We start from the raw sequence: 23368 nt of genomic DNA, 5'->3' as shown, positions 1-23368 counted from the left end.
GCTTGCCGTCGCCCGCTGGGATTTCATCTCGGTTTGGCTGTCGCAAAATGAGCGAAATCCCTCTTTAGCGGGCGGGCGACGGGTTTGAGGGTACTGCCCTTCCGCCGGGCGGGCGGTGCGTGCCGCACTCCCAATTGGCTGGGCCGGTCCAAATCCTCACATCGTTCTCTGTCCGCGCACTCAGACTCCGCAAAACTCACTCCTCGTCCGTTCAAAAGTCGAACAGTGTCGGTTCGATATACCGAGGTTTTTCCACCTCCTCTTCCACCGAGACCTGCGACTCCTCATCGGCCGACACTGCCTCCGTCTCTTCCGCCATTTCCACCTCCGTTTCCGCCGGAAGAGCCTCGTTCACCGCCTCCGCCAAAGCCTCCGTCCGCACCACAATCTCCGTATCCGAGCTCTCCGCCCCCAGCTCCGTCTTGATCTCCAGCAACGCTGCCCGGATCCGCCCCAGGTGTTCCAAAATCTGGACATCCCGTTTCAGCGCATTTTTATTGTCCTTGATGTACTTTTCCGCCCCCGCCAGCGTCATCCCCTTCTCCTTGACCAGGTGATAAATGAGCTTCAGATTCTCGACATCCTCCGGCGTAAAAAGTCGGTTCCCCTTGGCATTTTTTTTCGGTTTGAGCACGTCGAACCGCTTCTCCCAAAAACGAATCAACGACGGATTCACGTCGAACATTTCGGAGACTTCGCCCATGCTGAAAAACATCTTTCGGGAACTCTTTTTCTTATCGATCATGCGGAAAACAGGGTTTCGGTTCGATCCGCCAAGATAGCGATTTTTTCCATACCTTTGACCACCGAATGCAAAAGCGCCACAGCATACAAGGTACCGTAACGGCCGGCCGGCAGCTGGGCCGGACACTCGGATTCCCGACCGCCAACATCGAACTCGCCGCCACCGGCCGGAGCCGGGACAAAGAGCAGGACGGCGTCTGGCTGGCCCGCGCCGCATGGGAGGACGACCGGGGCACCCATCGTCGCTGGGCATTGGTCAATATCGGCACCGCCCCGACCGTAACACCCGAAAAGAGGCCCAAAGCCGAAGCCTGGCTGTTCGACTTCACCGGTGATCTGTACGGCCGGGAGCTCCGGATCGACCTTTTGCACTACCTGAGGCCCGAACGGAAATTCGCCTCCGTGGAGGAGCTGCGCCGGGCGATGGAAGCAGACAAACAAAAAGCACTCGATATCATAGCATACCATGAGTTTACCTTATAAAGTAGCCGACATGTCTCTGGCCGACTGGGGCCGGAAAGAGATCGAAATCGCTGAACACGAGATGCCGGGTCTGATGGCCCTGCGCAAGAAATACGGGCCTTCGAAACCGCTGCAGGGGGCAAGGATCATGGGCTCGCTGCACATGACCATCCAGACCGCGGTATTGATCGAAACCTTAGTGGAGCTGGGGGCGGATGTGCGGTGGTGCTCCTGCAACATCTTTTCGACGCAAGACCACGCAGCGGCAGCGATTGCGGCCGGCGGCGTACCGGTTTTCGCCTGGAAGGGGGAGACGCTGGAGGATTACTGGTGGTGCACGCGCGAGGCGCTCACCTTCCCGGGTGGAAAAGGGCCGCACCTGATCGTCGATGACGGAGGGGACGCCACATTGCTGATTCACAAAGGGTTTTCGGCAGAGAACGACGCCTCGATTTTAAACAAAGCAGCGGCGAATCACGAAGAGCAGGTCATCCTGAACCTGTTGAAAGAGACTTTGAAAACGGAACCGGGCAAATGGCACGCGACAGTCGGCGAGTTACGGGGGGTATCGGAAGAGACCACCACGGGGGTACACCGGCTCTACCGGATGATGGAGCGCGGAGAGCTGCTCTTTCCGGCCATCAACGTCAACGATTCCGTCACGAAATCGAAGTTCGACAACCTGTACGGCTGCCGGGAGTCGCTGGCGGACGGCATCAAACGGGCTACGGACGTGATGATTGCAGGCAAGGTGGTGGTAGTCTGCGGCTACGGGGATGTGGGCAAGGGATGCGCGGCTTCCATGCGGCATTATGGCGCCAGAGTCATCGTCACGGAGATCGACCCGATTTGCGCTTTGCAGGCGGCGATGGAGGGTTTCGAGGTCAAGACGGTCGAAGAGGCGCTACCGATCGGGAATATCTACGTCACCACGACAGGGAACCGGGATATCATCACACTGGAACACATGCAACGGATGCGGGATCAGTCGATCGTCTGCAACATCGGCCATTTCGACAACGAGATCCAGATGGATCGGCTCAACGCGTTCGAGGGGGCGACGCGCACGGAGATCAAACCGCAGGTCGACCGTTACACCTTTGCGGAGGACGGCCACTCGATCTTCGTGCTGGCGGAGGGGCGGCTGGTGAACTTAGGCTGTGCGACGGGCCATCCGTCGTTCGTGATGAGCAACTCGTTCACGAATCAGACACTGGCACAACTCGATCTCTGGCAGCGGGATTACGGGATCGGAGTCTACCGGCTTCCGAAACACCTGGACGAAGAGGTGGCGCGGCTGCATCTGGAGCAGATCGGCGCCCATCTGACGCGGCTGACACCGGCTCAGGCAGATTATATCGGCGTTCCGGTCGACGGGCCGTACAAAGCGGATTTCTACCGGTATTAATCCGAATCTACAGATACGATACGGTTCATGACTTCAGTTGTGAACCGTATTTTTATGGACACGCAACAAAGATTAAGGCGTGCGGAGCCTAAGGCATAGCGCAGCTATCTAAAAGTCTTTCGGGTACCTTTTCTTCGGAACCGAGTAGCGTACCGAGAGCAGAGACCGCTTGCGGACTTTGTCGAGGCAGCACGAGGAAGACGAAGTCAAAAGGTACGGTTCCAGCCGGGGCAAAGATCGACAGTCGCCCGCCCGCTAAAGAGGCGCGCGTAGGATAGACACAGCCAATAAAACGCCCTGTGGGCGCGCCCCGGGCTACCGCGAAAGAGTCGATGGTGCAACGCGTCTTGTCGGCAGTGAGGGTACGGTCTGGTCTGCCTCGGCGGATGACGAGAGTACGGACGCCTGGCGTTTGTGGTTCACTGCTACATATATCAACTTTTTGAATGCGGTCAATCGCAATTACGGTTTTCAGTTGCGTTGCCTCTCGGAATAAACGGACGCACAGCGTCTTTTAATACCAGCCTCTACCCTAACTTAAAGCCGAGGCAGCCAGTAAAACACCCTGCGCCCACCCCGGGCTTCCGCCTCAGCACCTCAGGCGCGTTGAGCGACGTCGGCAACTCCGGATACAGTTGGACCTCTGCGGTCAACGACATAAAAGGCGTCTACCTGAGCTTCAACACGATAGGACTCATTCCCAATTACACGACAGACCGCGCCCACGGTTTTCAGTTGCGTTGCCTCTCGGAATAAACGGTACGCAGGGGCCAATGGGATGGAACTACCCTAAGCCCCTACTCCAAACAAAAAAAACAGCCTGCGCCCCGCAGAGCATCCGATCCGGTCATTCGGGATACGGAAGCCCTGCGAAGCGCCAAGCCTGATTGTACTAACGATAGGTAATTGAATACGATCTCCGATAAATAATACACCCGGAAGAGGATTCAAATACCGTGCCACTCCCCGCCGGAAGCCAAAAAACGTACCCGAAGGAACAGTCTCGCTCCCGAATCCTTATCTTTGCACCGCTGCATCGAGCGGCGGAAACCACGCGCTGCGCATGCAGAAAAACGTTCGACCATTATGACCACCTTTTTAATCTGTTTGGGACTGCTTATCGGTTCCTATTTCACCTACGCCCGCTATCTGGAACGGCAGTTCGGAGCCGACCCGAAAGCGGCCGTACCCTCCGAAACCCATCGCGACGGAGTGGACTATCTGCCGCTGCCCGCCTGGAAAACTTTTCTGATCCAGCTGCTGAACATCGCCGGACTCGGCCCCATCTTCGGCGCCCTGCTGGGAGCCATGTACGGCCCGGTCGCTTTCCTGTGGATCACCTTCGGAACGATTCTCGTCGGCGGACTGCAGGACTACGCCAGCGGCATGATCTCGCTCAAAGAGGGCGGCGTGAGCTTCCCGGAGATCGTCGGACGCTACATGGGGCTGACCGTACGGCAAGTCATGCGCGCCTTTACGCTCTTTCTGATGATACTCGTCGGCGCCGTCTTCATGGTCGGCCCCGCCGGCATCCTCGAAGGATTCACCGGACTGAGCCAGTCGGTTTGGGTCTGGATCATTCTGGCCTACTACATTTTGGCCACCCTGCTGCCCATCGACAAGATTATCGGCCGGTTCTATCCGATCTTCGGCATCGCCCTGTTCGCCATGGCGCTCGGCATCCTCGGCGTGCTGTTTGTCGGGCCTTACGAGATTCCGGACCTCTCGGCCGCATCGTTCGGCAACTTTACGGCCAATCCGCAGGGATTGCCGATTATTCCGACCCTGTTCATTACGATCGCCTGCGGTGCCGTATCGGGGTTCCACGCCACCCAGTCGCCGATGATGGCCCGGTGCGTCACCAACGAACGGCAGGGACGACCGGTCTTCTACGGCGCCATGGTCTCGGAGGGAGTTATCGCCCTGATCTGGGCCGCCATCGGGATGGCCTTCTGGGGCGGGACGGAGGGGCTGAGCGACGCGCTCGCGGCACACGGCGGGAATGCCGCCTGGGCCGTAGAGACGATTACCAATACCACGTTGGGCAAAGTCGGCGCCTTTCTGGCCCTGCTGGGCGTGGTCGTCGCACCGATCACGAGCGGCGACACGGCATTCCGCTGTGCGCGGCTCATTGCGGCAGACTTCCTGCACCTCGAACAGAAACACCTGCTGAAACGGCTCTACATCTCGCTTCCGATCTTCCTGATCGGCGTGGCCATCACCCTCATGCCGTTCGAAGTCATCTGGAAATACTTCGCCTGGGCCAACCAGGTGCTGGCCGCCATCTGCCTGTGGACGGTGACCGTCTACCTCTCCGTACGACACCGGCAGTGGGCCATCGCATTTCTTCCGGCCGCCTTTATGACCTTCATCGTCTCGTTCTACATCTTCATCGCCCGGGAAGGACTCGCACTGCCCTACTACACGGGGCTGGCGATCGGCTCGGTCATCACCCTCGTCATCGTGGCCGTCATGGGATGGTACGTGCGGAACGTCTGGCGCGGACGGGTAACCACGATATGACGGAAACGGAACCGTTTATTTTTATCGCACGATGAAAGTCACCCAGAAATTCGAATCCGGCAAGACCCGCTTCGCTTTCGAGCTCCTGCCGCCGCTCAAAGGCGACAATATCGACACGATTTTCGACACGATCGAACGGCTGGCCCCCTACCACCCGTCGTATATCAACGTCACCTACCACCGCGAGGAGGTGAAACTCATCGAGCGGCCCGACGGCCTGCTGGAGCGCCGCGTGGTGCGCAAACGGCCGGGAACGGTGGGAATCGCCGCCGCCATTACGGCGCGCTACGGCATCGACGTCGTTCCGCACCTGATTTGCGGCGGTTTCTCGAAATACGACATCGAAGACGCGCTGATCGACCTGAGTTTTCTGGGAATCGACAATATTCTGGCCTTGCGGGGAGACAACCTGCGCGGCGAACGCACCTTCCGGACGACGGAGGGGGGACACCTGCACGCTGCGGAGCTCGTCCGGCAAATCATCCGGATGAATCGGGGCGAATACCTCGACTCGGAGCTGGAACACAGCGCTCCGACAAACTTTTGCGTCGGCGTGGCCGGCTATCCGGAAAAGCACGCCGAAGCGCCGAACCTCTCGGCCGACATCGCCCACCTGAAAGCGAAAATCGATGCAGGGGCGGAATATGTAGTGACTCAGATGTTTTTTGACAACGCGAAATACTTCACCTATGTCGAAGCGTGTCGGGCGGCGGGGATCGAGGTTCCGATCGTCGCAGGCCTCAAGCCTTTCACGACGAAATCGCAGCTCTCTCTGTTGCCGCAGACGTTCGGCATCGAATTGCCGGACGAACTGGTGCGGGCGGTAGAAGGGTGTCGGGATAATGCGGCCGTGCGGGAGGTGGGGATCGAGTGGGCGGTGGCACAGGGCCGCGAGCTGATGGCTGCGGGGGTTCCGGCGCTTCACTTCTATACGATGGGCAAGGCGGACAACGTGGAACGGATCGCCCGGGCGTTGTTCTGAGTTGTTTTGAGTTGTTTTCCGACGGGTTTCGACTCGTCGAATCCCCGCCCCGGGCTACCGCGTTCACAATATAGGCACACTGAACGGCGTCGGTAACGAGGGGAACAGCTGGTCTTCGATGATCAGCGGTATAGCTGGCATATTCCTGGACTTCAGCACACAGTACCTTCGCCCCCGCAACGCGAGCAACCACGCCCTCGGTTTTCAGTTGCGTTGCCTCTCGGAATAAACGGGGCGTGCCGCACTCCCAACTGGCAGCCTCTACCCCAATTAACGGATGATTGGGCCGACAAAGCCATTTGCCCACCGCGGGCACGCGGGGCCTGCCCGGCCCGAGGGCAGTACCCTCAAACCAACGCGCGCCGACGCCTTAAGAAGCGTTTCAACTGTTTCGGCGATAGCCGAAATAGAATGAATCGCATAAGGCGCGCGAACAAGAATCGCGGACAAAAATAAGGTCGAAACCCCTGCAGCTCGAAGAGTAGCCCGGGCGAAAATCCACCGCAGTGCGGCGCCAGCGGAGGGCGCAACGAGCTCCGTCGAGTTGCAGCCCGCCGCCGGGGGTGGCGACGGACTGCGCGACCCCGTGGGTCGCACAGCACTCAGCCCAAACCACAGCCAATAGCTCCGCCCCAATTTTCGCCCAATCCTCCGACCTCTTGCTCGGCCAACGCGGCGCAAAAATCGTGTCCGCCTCACTGCGGCTCCGCTGTCGCTCCGCCACGTCCGCGCGCGGCAATTCTTGCCGAATTGGCTCACCGCCAATCGGCAGAATATGCCCTCTTTAGCGGGCGGGCGGCGGGAGAGCTCTGTGCCGGACGGAACTGCCGCTTTTTTCAAAAAGCGGCACCAAAAACTTTTGTGATAGCTACACTACACCTTATGCTTCGCAGTCCTTAGTTTTTGCTCGCGCGCTTGGGCGATTCATTCTGCTTCGGCTCTTCGCCAAAACACTTGAATCGCCTCTTTAGGCGGCGACGCGCGTCAAGCTTCGACTGACCTCAGGCCGGGCAGCCCCCCACGTATTAAAGTTATGACAACCTATACCGCAACAAAAAACGGCCTGCCCATCCGGGCAAGCCGCTGAAAACTACAAAAATCGTAGCCCCTAGGGGAATCGAACCCCTCTTCCAAGAATGAAAATCTTGTGTCCTAACCGATAGACGAAAGGGCCATCGTCAGAATGACAGTGCAAAGGTAGAACCATTTTCGGAAATTCCAAACGCCCGCCGAAAAAAATTCCAACAATTTTTCCGGCCACTCCCCTTTCTCCAAAGGGGAAAAGCTTCTCCCTTTATTCCCAAAGAAAAAAGCCCTTCGAAACCAAGTGACGCCGACGAGATCAAACCCTACAGCATTCTGATTATCAATTAAATATACCCACGCCAACCATCCCGTTCAGACAGTGCGGTTATCCGGACAGGAAGAGACGAAAGGCAACCGATACTTTGTAGCTGACGATTACCGACTTCATGCCGGCGCCCGACAAAAGTATCGGCACAAAGCGATAAATGCACCGTGAAACTCACCATCCGGCTATCCCTCCCGTATTCCGCCGACACTGCACACACCTGACCATCGCCCGTCGGCAGTCTCAATATCTTTCATCACTTTCTTCGTGATTCAAAGCGATGCACCACTTCGAGCATATCTCGGGGCAAATATGATTTCGCATTGGAAACCATTTCATCGGGAATTTCATATCGGGCTTCCGCCAGAGAGCCCACAATCGCCCCCACGGTATCGGTATCCCCACCATAGACCACCGCACGGCGAACGGCATCCTCAAAGCTCGTCGCGAGTGATGCCAGATACAAGGCCAACGGCACACATCCTTGACACGTTACATCAAAGAATCCCCTCTCCGGCAGATTGGAGAAAGCGGCATCGCCATAAAACTCTTTGGCAACACTTTCAAAAATGGCAGATGTCTTATTAATCGCCGTCCTCATCCTGAAGATGGCAACCGCTACGGCAACCGCACCTTTGATCCCTTCCGGATGGTTATGGGTAATCGCAGCGGACAACTCGGCCTGCACGCTCACATCCTGCTCATTGTCGAAGAGCCAAGCGACCGGACTGACACGCATGGCAGAACCATTCCCAAAACTATGGTACGGATATGAATCGGGACGCATCACCCAATCGAAAAAATAGTTGCCGTACGCACCCATCGGATGCGGGTATCTACGACACCATGCTCTCATTGAAGTTCGATAGTCCTGCTGATTAAGAATCGCATCGGCTACGGCTATCGTACAGATTGTATCGTCGGTGTAATTTTTATCGGTGGAAAAAATTGGGAAATGATAGTCGGTCGTGTTGTCAAACTCATAACAGCTTCCCGCAATGTCTCCGATGATAGCTCCAATCATTTTCAGTCGTTTTACCCTTATACAAAATTATAAAATTCGTCATACAGGCGCAGGAATAGATCGTATCTAATGACATTATCTCGGGGAGGACAAACTGCGCGAGACGTCTCCGGAACCGGGCACAAAAAAACCACCTGCATCCTTGCAAGTGGCTGATCCTGAGTGTGACGCCGACAGGACTCAAACCTGTAACCTTCTGATCCGTAGTCAGATGCTCTATTCAATTAAGCTACGGCGCCAATGCTTTCGCACCGCAAAAGTAGGCATTCTCCCGATATTTCCAAAATTTATATTCTCTATATTTGCAAAAATCTATCGAACATCGATGAAAACGCTCCCTGAGCTCGAAACAGCGATCATCGCCGACAACCACCGGCTCGCGCCGGACGAAGCACACCATCTTTTAAAGACAGCGGATACCGATGCACTTCGTCAGTCCGCCGACCGGATAAGAGCCCGCTTCACGGGCAACCGGATAGACACCTGCTCGATCATGAACGCCCGCAGCGGGCGTTGTTCCGAGAATTGCAAATGGTGCGCCCAGTCGGTTCATCATCAGACAAAAATCGACGTCTACCCCCTGACCGACACCGCCGAAGCCCTCCGCCACGCACAGGACAACCACGACAAAGGAGTCGGCCGTTTCTCGTTAGTGACCAGCGGACGCACCCTGACCGACCGCGAAATCGAGCAGTGCGCCGCCATCTATCGCACCATCGCGGAGCAGATGCCGGGTTTCCGCAACGGACACCTCTGCGCCTCGATGGGTCTCCTCACCCGCGAACAGCTGCAAACCCTGAAAGAGGCCGGCGTCGGACACTACCACTGCAACATCGAAACGGCCCCCTCTTACTTTCCGCAGCTCTGCACGACCCACACCTTCGACGAAAAACGACGGACGCTGCAGTGGGCTCGCGAAGCCGGCATGCGGATTTGCAGCGGCGGCATCATCGGCATGGGCGAGACGGCGGAGCAGCGACTCGAAATGGCCTTCGCCCTGCGCGAAATCGGCGCGGACTCGATTCCGATCAACGTACTGAACCCGATACCGGGCACACCGCTCGAAAACACCCCGCCCCTGTCGGACGACGACATCCTGCGCACCTTCGCCCTCTTCCGGCTGATCCACCCGACCGCCCACATCCGTTTCGCCGGCGGCCGGACACTGCTTCGGCGCGAAGTGCAGGAGCAAGCCTTGCGAGGTGGTGCGAATGCCGCCATCGTGGGCGACCTGCTCACCACCATCGGTTCCGGCGTGGCCGAAGACCGCGAGATGTTCCGCCGGTGCGGTTTCACGGAATAGCCGCGAAAGAGGTCGGGAAAGCACTTTTTCTATCGGAACAGCCTTGTTTTAGGAACGGATTTTGCATCGTTCCGGCGCAGGCACATCCAACCCACCCGGCCGACTTCCCTTCATGATCCGCAAGATCGTCAAATATGCGCTGCGCACCGCGGCCATTCTGCTCGGAATGGTCGTCTTGTGTGTAGTCGCCCTCTATCTTCCGCCGGTTCAGCGCTTTATCAAAGACAAAGCCGTCGCCTACGTTTCCGAAAATTTCGGCATGCAGCTGGCCGTCGAACGGCTGCGGCTCCGCTTCCCGCTACGGCTGGCCGTAGACGAAGCCCAGGCCGTGACCACCGGCGGCGACACCCTGTTCCGATGCGCCTCCCTGCGCGCCGACATTGCCCTGTGGCCCCTGCTGCGGAAAGAGGTCGTCGTGCGGCAGTTCGAATTCGGCGAGACCTCCTTCCACCTGAACGACACCACGGGCGGCCTTGATCTGAGAGTCCGCGTCCGGGAGCTGGCCCTGACCGCCGACCGGATCGATCTCGCGCAGCAGACCGCCCATATCCCCTGCCTCCGGCTGAGCGGAGCCACCGTCGGCCTGACGCTGAGCGAAGCCCGGCCCGACACCGCCGCAGTCGACACCGCGGCCGCTCCACTGCGGTGGAAAATCGCCGCCGACCGGCTGCTGTTGGAGAAAATCGCGTTCGCAATGCGGAACACCTCGCCCAAGAGCGACCTGACGGCACAGGTCGAATCGGGCGAAATCGCCTCGTGCGCCGTCGACCTGGGCAATCAGTCGGTCGACGTCGGTCGGTTGAGCCTCGACGGCGGCGGATTCGCCTACCTGAGCGACACGACCGCATCGTCTCTCCCCGGACACCAGACCAAACCGGCCGACACCTCCGTTCCGGCTCCGTGGAGCATCGTCGCCGACGCCATCCGGATCGGCGACTTCTCGGTTCGCTACGGACTTCCGTGGGGAGCTCCACGACCCGGGTTCGACCCGAACCACATTGGAATCAGCGGATTAAACATTGCACTCGACTCGGCATTCAATCGCGGGACCGAGGTGCGGGCGACCCTTGCAGACCTGCGTTTCACCGAACGCTCCGGCCTCGTCGTCACCCGCACCCGCGGCGACATCCGGATGGACAGCACCGGTTACTCCCTGCAATCATTCCTGTTACAGACCGCCGCATCGACCCTCCGGGCACAAGCCCTCGTCGGGGGCGGAATCGCCTCGATGGAGCCCGCGACGCCGATCGACATCGACCTGAACCTGACTTTAGGCGCCTCCGACCTCTCGCGGTTCATCGCGTGGAACGACACCCTGCGGCGACAGCTGGGCAACCGCGCTCTCACCGTGGGAGCACAGGTCGGCGGAACGTTAAACAAGCTGAATCTGAGTCGTTTCTCCGTCGAACTACCCCGCATCTTCGCCCTCCGGGCCAGCGGCTCCGTCCAACAGGCGACCGACCCGGAACGGATGCAGGGCCGGGTCGCCCTGAACGGCGAGCTGACCGACCCGCGTTTCTTCTCGCCCCTGCTTCCCGACGGCATGACGCTGTCCCGGATGCGTCTGCGCAGCGACCTGCGGGCCGCATCCGGTCGGTTCGGAGGCCTCGCGACCCTGTGGGTCGGAACCGGGAAACTGACCGCCGAAGGTTCGTTCATCCCGCGCAGCGAACGATACACCGCCCGCATCGAAGCCGACAGTCTGCCCCTCTACGCCTTCCTGCCGACCGACTCGTCGAGTATCGCCTCCTTCGCCATCCGGGCCGACGGGCAAGGCTTCGACCCCTTCTCGTCCCGAACCGCCGCCCGGGTCGAGGCACAAATCACCCACGCCGTCTACGACCGGCTCGACTTCGGCGGCCTGTCGCTCACCGCGGCACTGGCCGACCACCGGTTCCGGGGAGAGTTCACCGGCGAAAACCGGGCCCTGAACGCCGACCTGCATTTCGGCGGGCTGCTCACACAGGCTCGGCAGGAGGCAAGCATCGAGGGCAGCATCTCTCGGCTCGATCTCGAACGGATGCACCTCGTCGCTCAACCGGCCGACGTCTCATTACGGCTCCGCGCCGCCGCATCGGCCACCGAGACCAAGGCCTATACGGCGACCGTCGAGCTCGACACCGTGCGGGTGCGCTACGGCACATTCGAAAACACGGTCGTCCGCACGACCCTCACCGCCGAAGCCGACTCGGCACATGCCCGGGCAGATGTCTCGTCCGGCGACCTGCAACTGACCTTCCGCTCCTTGACGGGCCTCGACTCGCTGGCCGGCGGTTTCGACCGGGCGATCGCCGAGATCCGGCGCCAGATCCGCGCCGGCCGGATCGACGCCGACACCCTCGGCCACACCCTGCCTCCCTTCTCGCTCGACTTCCGGGCCGGACGGAACAACATCCTGAACAATTATCTGCTCGCCCGGGGAATGGGTTTCGGGCAGGCCACCCTGACCGCCCGCACGACCCACGGCAAACCGTTCGACATCCGGGCCGAGGTAAACCGTTTCTCGACCGAAGGGATCGTACTCGACACCATTCAGGCCGGCATCGGCTCCCGGAACGGCCGTCTGCGCTACTTCGCCCGGCTGGGCAACCGCCCCGGCAACATGAACCGGCTCGGTTCGATCTTCCTCGACGGCAACGCCTCCGGGAACAAAGCCCTGATCCGGCTCGTGCAGCTCGACCGGCAGGGGCGCAAAGGGCTCGACTTCGGCCTTCGCGGCACCCTGACCAACAGTGCCGTAACCGTGAACCTCGTACCGCGGCGGCCCATCTTCGGATTCTCGGAATGGTCGGTCAACGGCGGCAACTACGTCCGCTACGCCTTCGACCGGAGCCTGACCGCCGACCTGCGGATCCAACGACCCGGGCAATCCTTCTCGCTGCAATCGTCCACGGCGAGCGACATGCCCGCCGGCAGCCTCCGGTTAGGAGTCACCGGGTTCGACATCGCAGGCGCGCTGAACCTCCTGCCCAAAGCTCCGCCGGTCGGCGGGCGATTGGGGCTCGACCTGACGTTCGGGCTGGCCGACAGCCTGCTGGCGGCACAGGGCTCGATCGCAATCGACACCCTGAGCTACGAAAACCGGTCGGCGGGCGACCTCGGCCTGCGACTCGCCTACCGCAGCGAGGTCGGCAGCGGCCAGCAAGGCTCAGCCACCCTCTCGATCGACCGGCAACCCGCCCTGTCGCTCACCGGGCACTACCATCCGGCCGACACGACACAGGCCGTGCGGCTGACCGCCGACCTGCCCGGCATTCCGCTGGAGGTGCTCAATCCGTTCCTGCCGGAAGGTTCGGGCAGTCTGACCGGGAAGCTCGCCGGACACATCGAAGCCGACGGCCCGACCGACGCCTTGCAGCTAAACGGCTCGTTGCAGTTTATCAAAACAGCCGTCGATGTGGCCGCCATCGGAACCCGGTTCGGCATTTCGGGCAACCCGATCCTCCTGCAAGGCGGACGCGTACTGTTCAACGACTGGGGCCTGATCGCTCCCAACCGACAGCCCCTGACGGTGAACGGCTACATCGACCTGCACGACTTCCAACAGATCGCCACCGACCTGCGCATCGAAGCCTCCGACTTCCAGTTGGTGAACGTGGAAAAGAACATGAGCGCAATGGTCTTCGGCCGGGCGAGCGCCGACCTCTCGGCCCGGATGCGCGGGCCGCTGGATGCGCTGAACATCCGCGGCAACGCCACCCTGCTGACCGGCACCGAGGTGACCTACGTCATGCGGGAGTCGCCCATGAGCGTCCGCGACCAGTCCCAGAACGTGGTGAACTTCACCGCCTTCAACGACACCACGACGGTCTATGCCGTCCGTCCTCCGGCCATGCTCCGCCCGACCGGCATCGACATGCTGATGAACGTTTCGATCGACCCCGACGTCGAGATTTCGGTCTACCTCTCCGAAGAGGGTCAGAACCGGATCGACCTGCACGGGGGCGGCAACCTCACCTACTCGATGAACCGGCTGGGCGACACCCGTTTCGCCGGAAAATACGAACTCTCGGGCGGCCGCGTACGGTACAGCCCGCCGGTGATCTCGACCAAGGATTTCGCCATTTCGCCGGGCGGCTACGTGAGCTGGACGGGCGACATCGCCGACCCGTCGTTCTCGATCCGGGCCGCGCAGACCCTGCGTACGACCGTCACGATGGAAGACCAGACCTCGCGTCAGGTGACCTTCCGGATCATCATCGCCATCAGCGGCTCGATGCAGCAGCTCGACGTACGGTTCGACCTCGCCGCGCCCGAAGACCTGACCCTCCAGAACCAGCTGGCCTCGCTGACCCCCGAACAACGCCAGAACCAGGCGATGAGCCTCCTGATCTACAACACCTACACCGGCCCCGGCACCTCGGCCAAGGTCAACACGGGCAACCCGCTCAACTCGTTCATCGCCAAAGAGCTGAACCAGTGGGCACAGAACAGCCTGCCGGGCGTCGATCTCTCGTTCGGCGTCGACTCCTACGACGATCCGGCGGCAGGGCCGGGCGGCACCCGAACCGACTACTCCTACAAGCTCTCGAAGAAATTCTTCGACAACCGGGTGCGGGTATCCGTAGGAGGCAAGGTGACGACGGGCGACCCGAACCAGAACGCCGCCGAGAACCTGATCGACGATATCTCGCTGGAGTACCAGCTCACGCGGCGCGACAACATGTACCTGAAGGCGTTTCGCGAGACCAACTTCGAGAGCATTCTGGAGGGCGACGTAACCGAAACGGGCGTCGGGTTCGGCGTGCGCAAGAAGATTCTGAAACTGGGCGACCTGTTCCGGCTCACCAAAGAGAAGAAAGAGGTGAAAGAGGCCCGCAAGGCGGCCCGGCAGGAGAGACGCGAAGAGAGACGACAGCAACGACAAACCGAAAAAAACGCAGCGATCCGTCCCGCCGAACCGCAGCCCGTTCCAAACGAACAACCCCGATGAAACCCCTTTTCCGACATATCCTCTGCTCCACCCTGCTGCTGGGCGGCCTGGCAGCCTTCGTTTCGTGCTCGACCACCCGGCGGCTGGGCAAAGGCGAAGTGCTCTACACCGGCGTCCGGAAGATGACCTTCACACCGGCCGAAGACAGTCTGCGGATTCCGGCCGAGGTGATCTCGGCCGTCCGGCAGCCGCTGGACGTGGCACCGAACAACGCGCTGTGGTCGCCCTACTGGCGGACGGGACTTCCCGTCCGGCTCTGGGCGTGGAACTACCTCTACACGCCGAAAGAGAAAGGGTTCAAATACTGGTTCTACAAGCGGCTGGCCAAGCCGCCGGTGCTGATCTCGAAAGTACGGCCCGAACTGCGCGTCAAAGTCACCGAACAGCTCTTCGAGAACCACGGCTACTTCGATGCCCACGGCAGCTACGAACTCGTGCCGAACAAACACAAGCCCGACCAAAAAGCGAAAGTGAACTACCGGTTCACCGTCTCGGCGCCCTACACCTACGACTCGATCGAGTACCTCACGGCACCGGGTTCCGTAGGGCGCATCGTGGACAGCCTGCACGCCGGAACGCTGCTCCGCAAAGGGGCCGTCTACAACCTCGACACGCTGGTGGCCGAACGCAACCGGATCACCACGGCGCTGCGGAGCTTAGGCTACTACTATTTCCGTCCGGAGTACATCGCCTACGACGCCGACACGACCCAGGCGCCCTACCGGGTATCGCTGCGGATGCGGTTGGCCGACGGGATTCCGCCCGCCGCCATGCGGGCCTACCGGATCGGAAGCGTACGGGTGACGCTGGTCAATCCGGCACCGGGCCCCTTCGATACGATGACCCTGGGCGACATCCGGGTGCGCTACCAGCAGCCGCTGAAGATCCGGCCGCGCATTCTGGCCGGCACGATCCGCCTGACCCCGGGCCAGGTCTTCAACGTCGAAGCCCAGAACCGCACCCAGAGCGACCTCAACAAGCTGGGGATATTCAACTCCGTCAGCCTCTCGGTGCCGCCCATCGACTCGCTGCACGAGGGACAAGACTCGCTGGACGTCCACATCTACGCGGCGTTCGACAAACCGATGCAGGCCGAGTTCGAAGCCGACCTCAGCTCCAAGTCGAACAGCTATCTGGGACCCGGCGTGACTTTCGGCCTGAGGCACAACAACATCTTCAAGGGGGGCGAGGTGCTGGCCCTCAACCTGACGGGCTCCTACGAGTGGCAGACCGGCAACAAGAGCCAGTACGAGACCCGTCCGTCAGCCATGAACTCCTATGAATTCGGGCTGAACACCTCGCTGAGCGTGCCGCGCATTCTGGCGCCGGGTTTCCGCTACCGGGGCTTCACCTACCCGGCCCACACGACCTACAAGCTCGGCGCCGACCTGATGAACCGGCCGAAATACTTCCGGATGCTCTCGGTCAACCTCTCGGCCGGTTTCGACTTCCGGACGTCGCCCTACAGCTCGCACAGCCTGACGATCTTCAAGCTGACCTACAACCAGCTGCTCCACACCTCGCACGCCTTCGACTCGACGATGCAGCAGAATCCTGCCGTGGCGCTCAGTTTCAGCAACCAGTTCATCCCGGCCATCAGCTACGCCTACACCTTCGACCGGCTGTACGGCTCGCGGCAGCGGAACCGGTTCATCTTCCAGGGGACGGTCACCGAGGCCGGGAACGTGCTGGCCGGCCTCTACGGCCTCTTCGGTTCGCACGGCGAGAAACGGCTCTTCGGCAGCCCCTTCTCGCAGTTCGTCAAGGGGACAGCCGAGGTGAAGTGGTACCACCGCGTGGGATTAGACAACTGGCTCGTTTCGCGGTTTCTGGTCGGAGCGGGCTACGCCTACGGCAACTCGAAGGTGATGCCCTACAGCGAGCAGTTCTACATCGGCGGGGCGAACAGCATCCGGGCCTTTACGGTTCGGTCGCTGGGGCCCGGGAGCTACCGGCCGCCCAAGGATATGGTCAACGGCTACTGGGATCAGACGGGGAGTTTCAAGCTGGAGGCCAACGTCGAGATGCGGTTCAAAATTCTGGGTCGCCTCGGCGGAGCGGTTTTCGTGGACGCCGGCAATATCTGGCTGCTGAAAAACGACCCTCAACGCCCCGGAGGTGTGCTGCGGGCCAAAGACTTCTGGAAAGAGATCGCCCTCGGAACGGGCGTCGGACTGCGCTACGACATCAGCGTGCTGGTGCTGCGCCTCGACATGGGGATCGGCATCCACACCCCCTATGAGAACCCGGACAAGCGCGGCTACTACAACATTTCGAAGTTCAAGGACGGACTGGGCATCCACTTAGCCATCGGCTATCCTTTCTGATGCGAACCGTCGGCCGCGGCGCGCGACAGGTAGAGCTCCGTGAGCCGCGCCACCGCATAATCGCCCAGCCGCCCGGCCGGAACCACGCACCACCCCTCCGGCCACTCACCGGCCGTCAGATCCGGAAGCTCGATCCGGTGGAACGTCGCATGGATAATGCGGTGCGACAAGACATGCTTCGGCATCCGCACCGCCCCTCTCCACACCCAATCCGCTCCGTCGACCGGCAGCGGCAGAGCCTCGAAGCCGCACTCTCCCTCCGTCTCGACCAGCGGGAATTCGTACAGTCCCCGCCAGATATCGTTCCCCTCGCGCCGACAGACCACCGTCCGCCCCTGCCGGTCGACCAGGTGCAGGTAGTTGAACCACCTCGGCGTCTGCACCGTCCGCCCCTGTTTGACCGGCCGCCCGGCCACCGTTCCGCTCCGCCGGGCCAGACACCCCGCCCTCAGCGGGCACGCCTCGCACTGCGGCGACCGCGGCGTGCAGACCAGCGCCCCGAGCTCCATCACCGCCTGATTGTACCGTCCGGCCCCTTCGCCCTTGCGTCCGGCCGTCGAGAGATACTCCTCCAGCAGCTCCTGCGCCGCCGCAGCGAACTCCTTGCGTCCGGCCGTCGTGTCGATCGGCGTCGCAATGTCCAGCAGCCGGCTCACCACCCGATAGACATTCCCGTCCACCACCGCATACGGCGCATCGGTCGAGAACGAGACAATCGCCGCCGCCGTATAATCCCCCACTCCGCGCAAAGCCCGGACTTCGGCATACTCCGTCGGGAACCTGCCCCCGTGCCGCTCCGCGACCTGTCGGGCCGCCGCATGCAGGTTACGCGCCCGGCTGTAGTAGCCCAGCCCCTGCCAGAGTTTCATCACCTCGTCCTCGCCGGCCGCCGCCAGATCGGTCACCTCCGGAAAACGCTCCACGAAACGGAGATAATACTCCATCCCCTGCGCCACCCGCGTCTGCTGGAGGATCACCTCCGAGAGCCAAATCCGATACGGGTCGCGCGTCTCGCGCCACGGCAGCGGACGGTGACTTTCACCATACCAGTCGATCAGAGCCTTGAAATCCATAGAAAACAGAAACGAACCCCGCCGAAAAATTATTTTTCCCCCTCACTTTCCGTCGGCCCGGTCAGCGGCGCCACACCGAGCCGCGCAAAGCGGATCAGATCGTCCGGCGCCAGCGCGATCTGCAACCCCCGCACCCCGGCACTGATATAAATGCGGTCGAACTGCCGGCAGCTCTCGTCGATAAAGGTCGGAAAAACACGCTTCATACCGATCGGCGAACAGCCGCCGCGGATATATCCCGTCGTTTCGAGCAGCTCGCGGAGGTGGATCATCGCCACGCTCTTATTTCCCGAGACCCGCGCCGCCGCCTTGAGATCGACCTCGCGGTCGCCCGGAATCACACAGACCAGTATCCCGTTCCGGTCGCCCCGCAAGACCAGCGTCTTGAAGACCTGCCGGACATCCTCGCCCAGCTGTTCGGCCACGTGCACCGCGTCCAGGTGCTCCTCGTCTACCGCGTAAGGCACCAGCTCGTACCTGATTCCCGCCCGGTCGAGCAGCCGGGCCGCATTGGTTTTCGTCACTTTCATACACATCAACGATTCAACAGCCGATCCGGGAAACGACACCCCTCCGGCAGACAACGCAACAGCCGCACCAACCCCTCCGCCAACCGTTCCAGCGCCTCCGGGATGCGCCACTCCGCCCGCGGATCCCCCGTCCGGTTCGACAGCGCGCGCAGTTGCAGAAACGGAATCCCCTCATCCCGGCAGACCGCAAAAAAAGCGGCCCCCTCCATCGACTCCACCGCCTCCCCCTCGCGCAGCGGCAGCGGAGAACAGGCACTGTTGGCCGACCGTCCTCCCACCACCCGGAAATGATCCCTCAGCGCCCCGACATAAGGACACTCCACCGGCTGCGCCTCCGGCAATGTGTCGAACGACTCGAAACGGCCCGTCTCGGGTCGCCACGCGCCTATATCGGCCTGCCGGTCGCTCCCGACCAGAACGACATCGTCCAGCGTGAGCGGCGTACCGGGCAATATCCCGGCGATTCCGGCCTGTATCGCCAGACAGGGGCGCCTCTCGCGAACAGCCCGCGAGACGGCGATCCCGGTCGCACCGGCCCCCATCCCACCGACCATCCACCGCACGGGCCGGTCGCCGAACCGATCGCCCACCCGGGCCCGCAAAGGCCGCTGTTCGAGCTCCGTAGCCGTGAGAAGAAGAAGGGGAGGTAGCATAACTAAAAATAAATTCGCCATACAAAGATAACCCGCCTTTGCGAATCCCGAATACCCTCTGCACCGGAAACCGACGACATCCCTTATCTTTGCACCATTATTTTTCAGACGACCATGCAACGCGACATTCGCCGGGAGCTCCAAGACCGGATCCTGATACTCGACGGCGGGCTGGGCACCCTGATCCAGGCCCGCAGACTGACCGAAACCGACTACGGCGGCCACCCCGGCTGCAACGACTACCTGGCCGTAAGCCGCCCCGACCTCCTCGAGGAGATTCACGCCGCCTATTTCGAGGCCGGCGCCGACATCGTCTCCACCGACTCGTTCAATGCCAATTCCATTTCGCTGGCCGACTACGGGCTGCAGGATCGCGTTTACGAACTGAACAAAGCCGCGGCGGCGCTGGCCCGCAGCGTGGCCGACCGGTTCGAAGCGCAGGACGGACGGCCCCGGTTCGTGGCCGGCTCCGTCGGGCCTACGAACCGGAGCGCCTCGATGTCGCCCGACGTGAACGACCCCGGCCTGCGCAACGTCACCTTCGACGAGCTGGCCGAAGGATACGCCGAACAGATGCGCGGCCTGACCGACGGGGGCGCCGACCTGATCCTGATCGAGACCGTCTTCGACACGCTCAACTGCAAAGCCGCCGTCTACGCCCTCCGCACCCTGCTGGGCAACCGTTCGATTCCGCTGATGGTCAGCGGCACAATCACCGACGCCAGCGGCCGGCTGCTCTCCGGACAGACCGTCGAGGCCTTCTACGCCTCGGTCGAGCACGGCGACCTGCTGAGCATCGGTCTGAACTGCGCGTTCGGGGCGCGGCAGATGATGCCCTACGTCGAACGGCTCGGGCGGGTGGCCAAAGGAGCCGTTTCGGCCCACCCCAACGCCGGGCTTCCGAACGTGCTGGGCGGATACGACGAGAGCGCGGAGCATATGGCCGCTATCATCGAAGAATATTTGCAGCAGGGGCTGTTGAACATCGTCGGCGGATGCTGCGGAACGACGCCGGAACACATCCGGGCGATTGCCGAGGTTGCTAAAAAATACAAACCGCGCACGTATCGCGCGCCGCGGGACAACGGCGGCGCGACGGTGCTGGCCGGCCTCGACGTCGTCCGGATCGAGCCGGCCGCCAACTTCGTGAACGTCGGCGAACGGACGAACGTGGCCGGTTCGGCCCGGTTCGCGCGGCTGATCCGCGAACGGCAGTACACCGAAGCGCTGGCCGTAGCCGCCGAACAGGTCGAAGGGGGCGCCCAGGTAATCGACGTCTGCATGGACGCGCCGATGATCGATGCCGAACGGGCGATGACCGACTTTCTGAACCTGACGGCGGCAGAACCCGAGATCGCCCAACGGCCCGTGATGATCGACTCGTCGGACTGGCGGGTCATCGAGGCCGGGCTGCGGGTCGTACAGGGAAAGGCCGTCGTCAACTCCCTCTCGCTCAAGGAGGGCGAGGAACGGTTCCTCGACCACGCGCGCCGCGTGCGGGCCTTCGGCGCGGCAGCCGTCGTGATGCTCTTCGACGAACGGGGACAGGCCGACTCCTACGAACGTAAAATCGAGGTGGCCGAACGGACCTACCAATTGCTGATCGGCGACGGATTTCCGGCCGAAGACATTATTTTCGACCCCAACATACTGGCCGTGGCCACCGGCATCGAAGAGCACGACGACTACGGACGGGCCTTTATCGAAGCGACCGCCTGGATCAAACGCCACTGCCCCGGAGCACGGGTGAGCGGCGGAGTCAGCAACCTCTCGTTCTCGTTCCGGGGCAACAACCCGGTTCGCGAAGCGATGCACTCGGTCTTCCTCTACCACGCCACCCGCGCCGGGATAGACATGGGGATCGTCAACCCCTCGATGCTCCGGATTTACGACGACATCGACCCCGAACTGCTGGAGCTGTGCGAAGACGTGGTGCTGAACCGGCGGACCGACGCGGCGGAACGGCTGACGGCATACGCCGGGGCACACGCCGCCGCAGGCAACGCACCCTCGACGGCCAGACACGACGCCTGGCGCGACGGAACGGTCGAAGAGCGGATCATCCATGCGCTGGTTCACGGCATCACAACGCACATCGAGGCAGACACCCGGGAGGCTTACGAACGATACGGTTCGGCCATCGAAGTGATCGACCGCGTGCTGATGGCCGGGATGAGCGAAGTCGGCGAACGGTTCGGAGCCGGCAAGATGTTCCTGCCCCAGGTCGTCAAGTCGGCACGGGTGATGAAACAGGCCGTCTCGGTGCTCGAACCCTTCATCTCGCACGACCGGACGACGAAACAGGGCGCCAAGCTGCTGATCGCCACGGTCAAAGGCGACGTGCACGACATCGGCAAGAACATCGTGTCGGTGGTACTGACCTGCAACGGCTACCGGGTCGTAGACCTCGGGGTCATGACGCCGCCGGAACGGATCGTGGAGGCGGCGATGGCCGAACAGGTCGATGCGGTGATCCTCTCGGGGCTGATCACCCCGTCGCTGGAAGAGATGCGCGTGGTGGCCGAACGGTTCGAACAGACCGGGCTGCGGATCCCGATCTGCGTGGGCGGCGCGACGACCTCGGAACTCCACACGGCGGTAAAAATCGCCCCCTCTTACAGCGGTCTGGTGGCCCACTCGACCGACGCGTCGAACTGCGTCCGGTTAGTGAACGGGATTTTGAAAGAGCCGGGATTTGCGGAACAGTACCGGATCCGGCAGGAGAACCTCCGGAAACAATATGCCGAACAGTCCGCCGACGGCGCCCTGCGCCCGCTGTCCGAAGCGCGGACACACCGGCTGAAACCGGATTTCAACGCCTTGACCGTGACCCTGCCCCGACAAATCGGCAAACGGGTGCTGACCCGCTATCCGCTGGCGAAGCTTGCGGAGCGGATCGACTGGAGCTATTTTTTCACGGAATGGGACCTGAGGGGGCGTTATCCGGAGATCTTCGACCACCCGACCAAAGGCGAAGAGGCCCGGCGGCTGTTCGACGATGCACAGACGATGTTGCAGCGATTACTCGCCTCGGACGACGTGCGGGCGGATGCGGTGGTGGCGATCGTGCCGGCACGCGGCGAGGAAGAGGATATCTGGCTCCGGGGCTGTTTCCATACTGACGGTGATCCCTGCGGCTGCGGCGCTCCGGAGATTCGGCTCCCTTGTCTGCGGAATCAGGATGCAGGAGCGGAATTCAATCTCTGTCTGTCGGATTTCGTATCTCCGGGGCCCGCTGCGGGAGCTCCGCAGGATCATATCGCCCTGTTCGCCTTGGGCGTAAACTGTGACTTCCGGGGCGACTCCGATTACGAGAACATCATGGCCCGCGTGCTCTGCGATCGGCTGGCAGAAGCATTCGCCAGCGAGCTTTCGGCACGGTTACGGGAAGAATGGTGGGGTTTTCCGGCCGAAACCGAAGGGCTGCGCGTGGCCATCGGCTATCCGTCGGCACCGGATCATGCGGAAAAACGACTGATCTTCGATCTGTTGGATGTCGAAGGAGAAATTCCGTTGCATCTGACGGAAAATTTCATGATGCAGCCGACCTCGGCCGTTTCGGGTTTCATCCTGGCCCATCCGGACGCACGTTATTTCCAGGTAGAACGGGTGGACGACGAACAGCTGGCCGATTATGCACGCCGTTCGGGCCGGTCGGTCGCGACGTTGCGGCGCCTGATGCCGAACCAGGTACGCTAATCCTCTCTCCGTTTATTCCGAGAGGCAACGCAACTGAATACCGTAAGACCGGCCGTATGAGCTGCTGGGATTGAACCATGCTACGACAAAGCCCAAATACACTCCGTTGATTCCTGCTGTTGCTGACGACCAAACCGATCCTTCATGTCCATATCGTCCCAATGCACCCGTATCCCGATGGCGGTAGCCCGGGGCGGGGATACAGGGTGTTTTATTGGCACATGGAATCGCCAGTCCAGAAATTTTTGAGATTGAAATTTGGAGGTTCAGAAATTTTGTCTACCTTTGCACTGCAAACAAGAGGTGCCATAGCTCAGTTGGTAGAGCAAAGGACTGAAAATCCTTGTGTCCCTGGT

General features: G+C 61.4%; 14 protein-coding genes and 2 tRNA genes. 9 read left to right on the top strand and 7 right to left on the bottom strand.

The window, feature by feature from the left end:
* Positions 1 to 211 precede the first annotated feature (211 nt).
* The gene (locus tag QZ292_RS03780) at positions 212 to 745 is read right to left on the bottom strand and encodes a MerR family transcriptional regulator (RefSeq protein ID WP_294598031.1); all 534 of its coding nucleotides are present in this window, start codon (positions 743 to 745) and stop codon (positions 212 to 214) included.
* A 65-nt stretch (positions 746 to 810) separates the two neighbouring features.
* On the opposite strand from QZ292_RS03780, the gene QZ292_RS03775 reads away from it, so the two are divergent.
* The 5 genes from QZ292_RS03775 (at position 811) to metF (ending at position 6119) form a co-directional block, all read left to right on the top strand.
* Positions 811 to 1227 (top strand): riboflavin kinase, encoded by a 417-nt coding sequence (locus tag QZ292_RS03775; RefSeq protein ID WP_294598028.1) that lies wholly within the window; start codon positions 811 to 813, stop codon positions 1225 to 1227.
* Positions 1211 to 2614, top strand: coding sequence for an adenosylhomocysteinase (gene ahcY, locus QZ292_RS03770; RefSeq protein WP_294598025.1), 1404 nt, complete (start codon positions 1211 to 1213; stop codon positions 2612 to 2614). Before QZ292_RS03775 ends, ahcY begins: the two co-directional genes overlap by 17 nt.
* A 606-nt stretch (positions 2615 to 3220) precedes the next feature.
* Positions 3221 to 3370, top strand: a complete 150-nt coding sequence (locus tag QZ292_RS03765) for a hypothetical protein (RefSeq protein ID WP_294598023.1) — start codon at positions 3221 to 3223, stop codon at positions 3368 to 3370.
* Positions 3371 to 3700: 330 nt separating this feature from the next.
* Positions 3701 to 5137 carry a carbon starvation CstA family protein gene (locus QZ292_RS03760; protein WP_294598020.1) on the top strand — a complete coding sequence of 479 codons (1437 nt, stop codon included), beginning with the start codon at positions 3701 to 3703 and terminating at the stop codon, positions 5135 to 5137.
* 31 nt (positions 5138 to 5168) lie between these two features.
* A complete protein-coding gene (metF, locus tag QZ292_RS03755; RefSeq protein ID WP_294598017.1) occupies positions 5169 to 6119 on the top strand; it encodes a methylenetetrahydrofolate reductase [NAD(P)H] in 951 nt (316 codons plus the stop codon).
* Between the two features lie 1102 nt (positions 6120 to 7221).
* Here the strand turns inward: metF and QZ292_RS03750 are convergent.
* The 3 genes from QZ292_RS03750 to QZ292_RS03740 all read right to left on the bottom strand — a co-directional run bounded on the left by QZ292_RS03750 (position 7222) and on the right by QZ292_RS03740 (position 8733).
* Positions 7222 to 7293: transfer RNA gene (locus QZ292_RS03750), tRNA-Glu, on the bottom strand.
* A gap of 433 nt (positions 7294 to 7726) precedes the next feature.
* On the bottom strand, positions 7727 to 8494 hold the full coding sequence (locus tag QZ292_RS03745) for an ADP-ribosylglycohydrolase family protein (RefSeq protein WP_294598015.1): 768 nt from the start codon (positions 8492 to 8494) through the stop codon (positions 7727 to 7729).
* A gap of 165 nt (positions 8495 to 8659) precedes the next feature.
* Positions 8660 to 8733, bottom strand: a tRNA-Arg gene (locus tag QZ292_RS03740).
* An 86-nt stretch (positions 8734 to 8819) separates the two neighbouring features.
* On the opposite strand from QZ292_RS03740, the gene bioB reads away from it, so the two are divergent.
* The 3 genes from bioB (at position 8820) to QZ292_RS03725 (ending at position 17057) form a co-directional block, all read left to right on the top strand.
* Positions 8820 to 9797, top strand: a complete 978-nt coding sequence (bioB, locus tag QZ292_RS03735) for a biotin synthase BioB (protein WP_294598013.1) — start codon at positions 8820 to 8822, stop codon at positions 9795 to 9797.
* 112 nt (positions 9798 to 9909) lie between these two features.
* Positions 9910 to 14730: a translocation/assembly module TamB domain-containing protein gene (locus QZ292_RS03730; RefSeq protein ID WP_294598011.1), complete on the top strand. Its 4821-nt coding sequence runs from the start codon at positions 9910 to 9912 to the stop codon at positions 14728 to 14730.
* Complete coding sequence (locus tag QZ292_RS03725) at positions 14727 to 17057, top strand: BamA/TamA family outer membrane protein (RefSeq protein WP_294598009.1); 2331 nt, start codon at positions 14727 to 14729, stop codon at positions 17055 to 17057. The genes QZ292_RS03730 and QZ292_RS03725 overlap by 4 nt, the downstream gene beginning before the upstream one ends.
* Here QZ292_RS03725 and mutY read toward each other — a convergent pair.
* From mutY to QZ292_RS03710, 3 genes are read right to left on the bottom strand one after another with little or no spacing between them, the layout of a single operon-like run.
* Positions 17045 to 18130 (bottom strand): A/G-specific adenine glycosylase, encoded by a 1086-nt coding sequence (mutY, locus tag QZ292_RS03720; RefSeq protein ID WP_294598008.1) that lies wholly within the window; start codon positions 18128 to 18130, stop codon positions 17045 to 17047. The genes QZ292_RS03725 and mutY overlap by 13 nt on opposite strands.
* A gap of 29 nt (positions 18131 to 18159) precedes the next feature.
* The gene (gene ybaK / locus QZ292_RS03715) at positions 18160 to 18660 is read right to left on the bottom strand and encodes a Cys-tRNA(Pro) deacylase (protein ID WP_294598005.1); all 501 of its coding nucleotides are present in this window, start codon (positions 18658 to 18660) and stop codon (positions 18160 to 18162) included.
* A 5-nt stretch (positions 18661 to 18665) separates the two neighbouring features.
* Positions 18666 to 19313, bottom strand: coding sequence for a hypothetical protein (locus QZ292_RS03710; protein WP_294598003.1), 648 nt, complete (start codon positions 19311 to 19313; stop codon positions 18666 to 18668).
* Between the two features lie 114 nt (positions 19314 to 19427).
* Between QZ292_RS03710 and metH the strand changes: the two genes are divergently transcribed.
* On the top strand, positions 19428 to 23012 hold the full coding sequence (gene metH, locus QZ292_RS03705; protein ID WP_294598000.1) for a methionine synthase: 3585 nt from the start codon (positions 19428 to 19430) through the stop codon (positions 23010 to 23012).
* The last annotated feature ends 356 nt before the right edge of the window (positions 23013 to 23368 follow it).

Source organism: uncultured Rikenella sp., from assembly GCF_910577125.1.
Lineage (GTDB): Bacteria > Bacteroidota > Bacteroidia > Bacteroidales > Rikenellaceae > Rikenella.
The sequence above is the reverse complement of the archived record's forward strand: the minus strand, read 5'-3'. Positions and strand labels throughout refer to the sequence as shown.

Bases quoted from the DNA above. Each gene is read 5' to 3' on its own strand.
- QZ292_RS03780 (WP_294598031.1), bottom strand. From the start codon at position 745: ATGATCGATAAGAAAAAGAGTTCCCGAAAGATGTTTTTCAGCATGGGC.
- QZ292_RS03775 (WP_294598028.1), top strand. From the start codon at position 811: ATGCAAAAGCGCCACAGCATACAAGGTACCGTAACGGCCGGCCGGCAG.
- ahcY (WP_294598025.1), top strand. From the start codon at position 1,211: ATGAGTTTACCTTATAAAGTAGCCGACATGTCTCTGGCCGACTGGGGC.
- QZ292_RS03760 (WP_294598020.1), top strand. From the start codon at position 3,701: ATGACCACCTTTTTAATCTGTTTGGGACTGCTTATCGGTTCCTATTTC.
- metF (WP_294598017.1), top strand. From the start codon at position 5,169: ATGAAAGTCACCCAGAAATTCGAATCCGGCAAGACCCGCTTCGCTTTC.
- QZ292_RS03745 (WP_294598015.1), bottom strand. From the start codon at position 8,494: ATGATTGGAGCTATCATCGGAGACATTGCGGGAAGCTGTTATGAGTTT.
- bioB (WP_294598013.1), top strand. From the start codon at position 8,820: ATGAAAACGCTCCCTGAGCTCGAAACAGCGATCATCGCCGACAACCAC.
- QZ292_RS03730 (WP_294598011.1), top strand. From the start codon at position 9,910: ATGATCCGCAAGATCGTCAAATATGCGCTGCGCACCGCGGCCATTCTG.
- QZ292_RS03725 (WP_294598009.1), top strand. From the start codon at position 14,727: ATGAAACCCCTTTTCCGACATATCCTCTGCTCCACCCTGCTGCTGGGC.
- mutY (WP_294598008.1), bottom strand. From the start codon at position 18,130: ATGGATTTCAAGGCTCTGATCGACTGGTATGGTGAAAGTCACCGTCCG.
- ybaK (WP_294598005.1), bottom strand. From the start codon at position 18,660: ATGAAAGTGACGAAAACCAATGCGGCCCGGCTGCTCGACCGGGCGGGA.
- QZ292_RS03710 (WP_294598003.1), bottom strand. From the start codon at position 19,313: ATGCTACCTCCCCTTCTTCTTCTCACGGCTACGGAGCTCGAACAGCGG.
- metH (WP_294598000.1), top strand. From the start codon at position 19,428: ATGCAACGCGACATTCGCCGGGAGCTCCAAGACCGGATCCTGATACTC.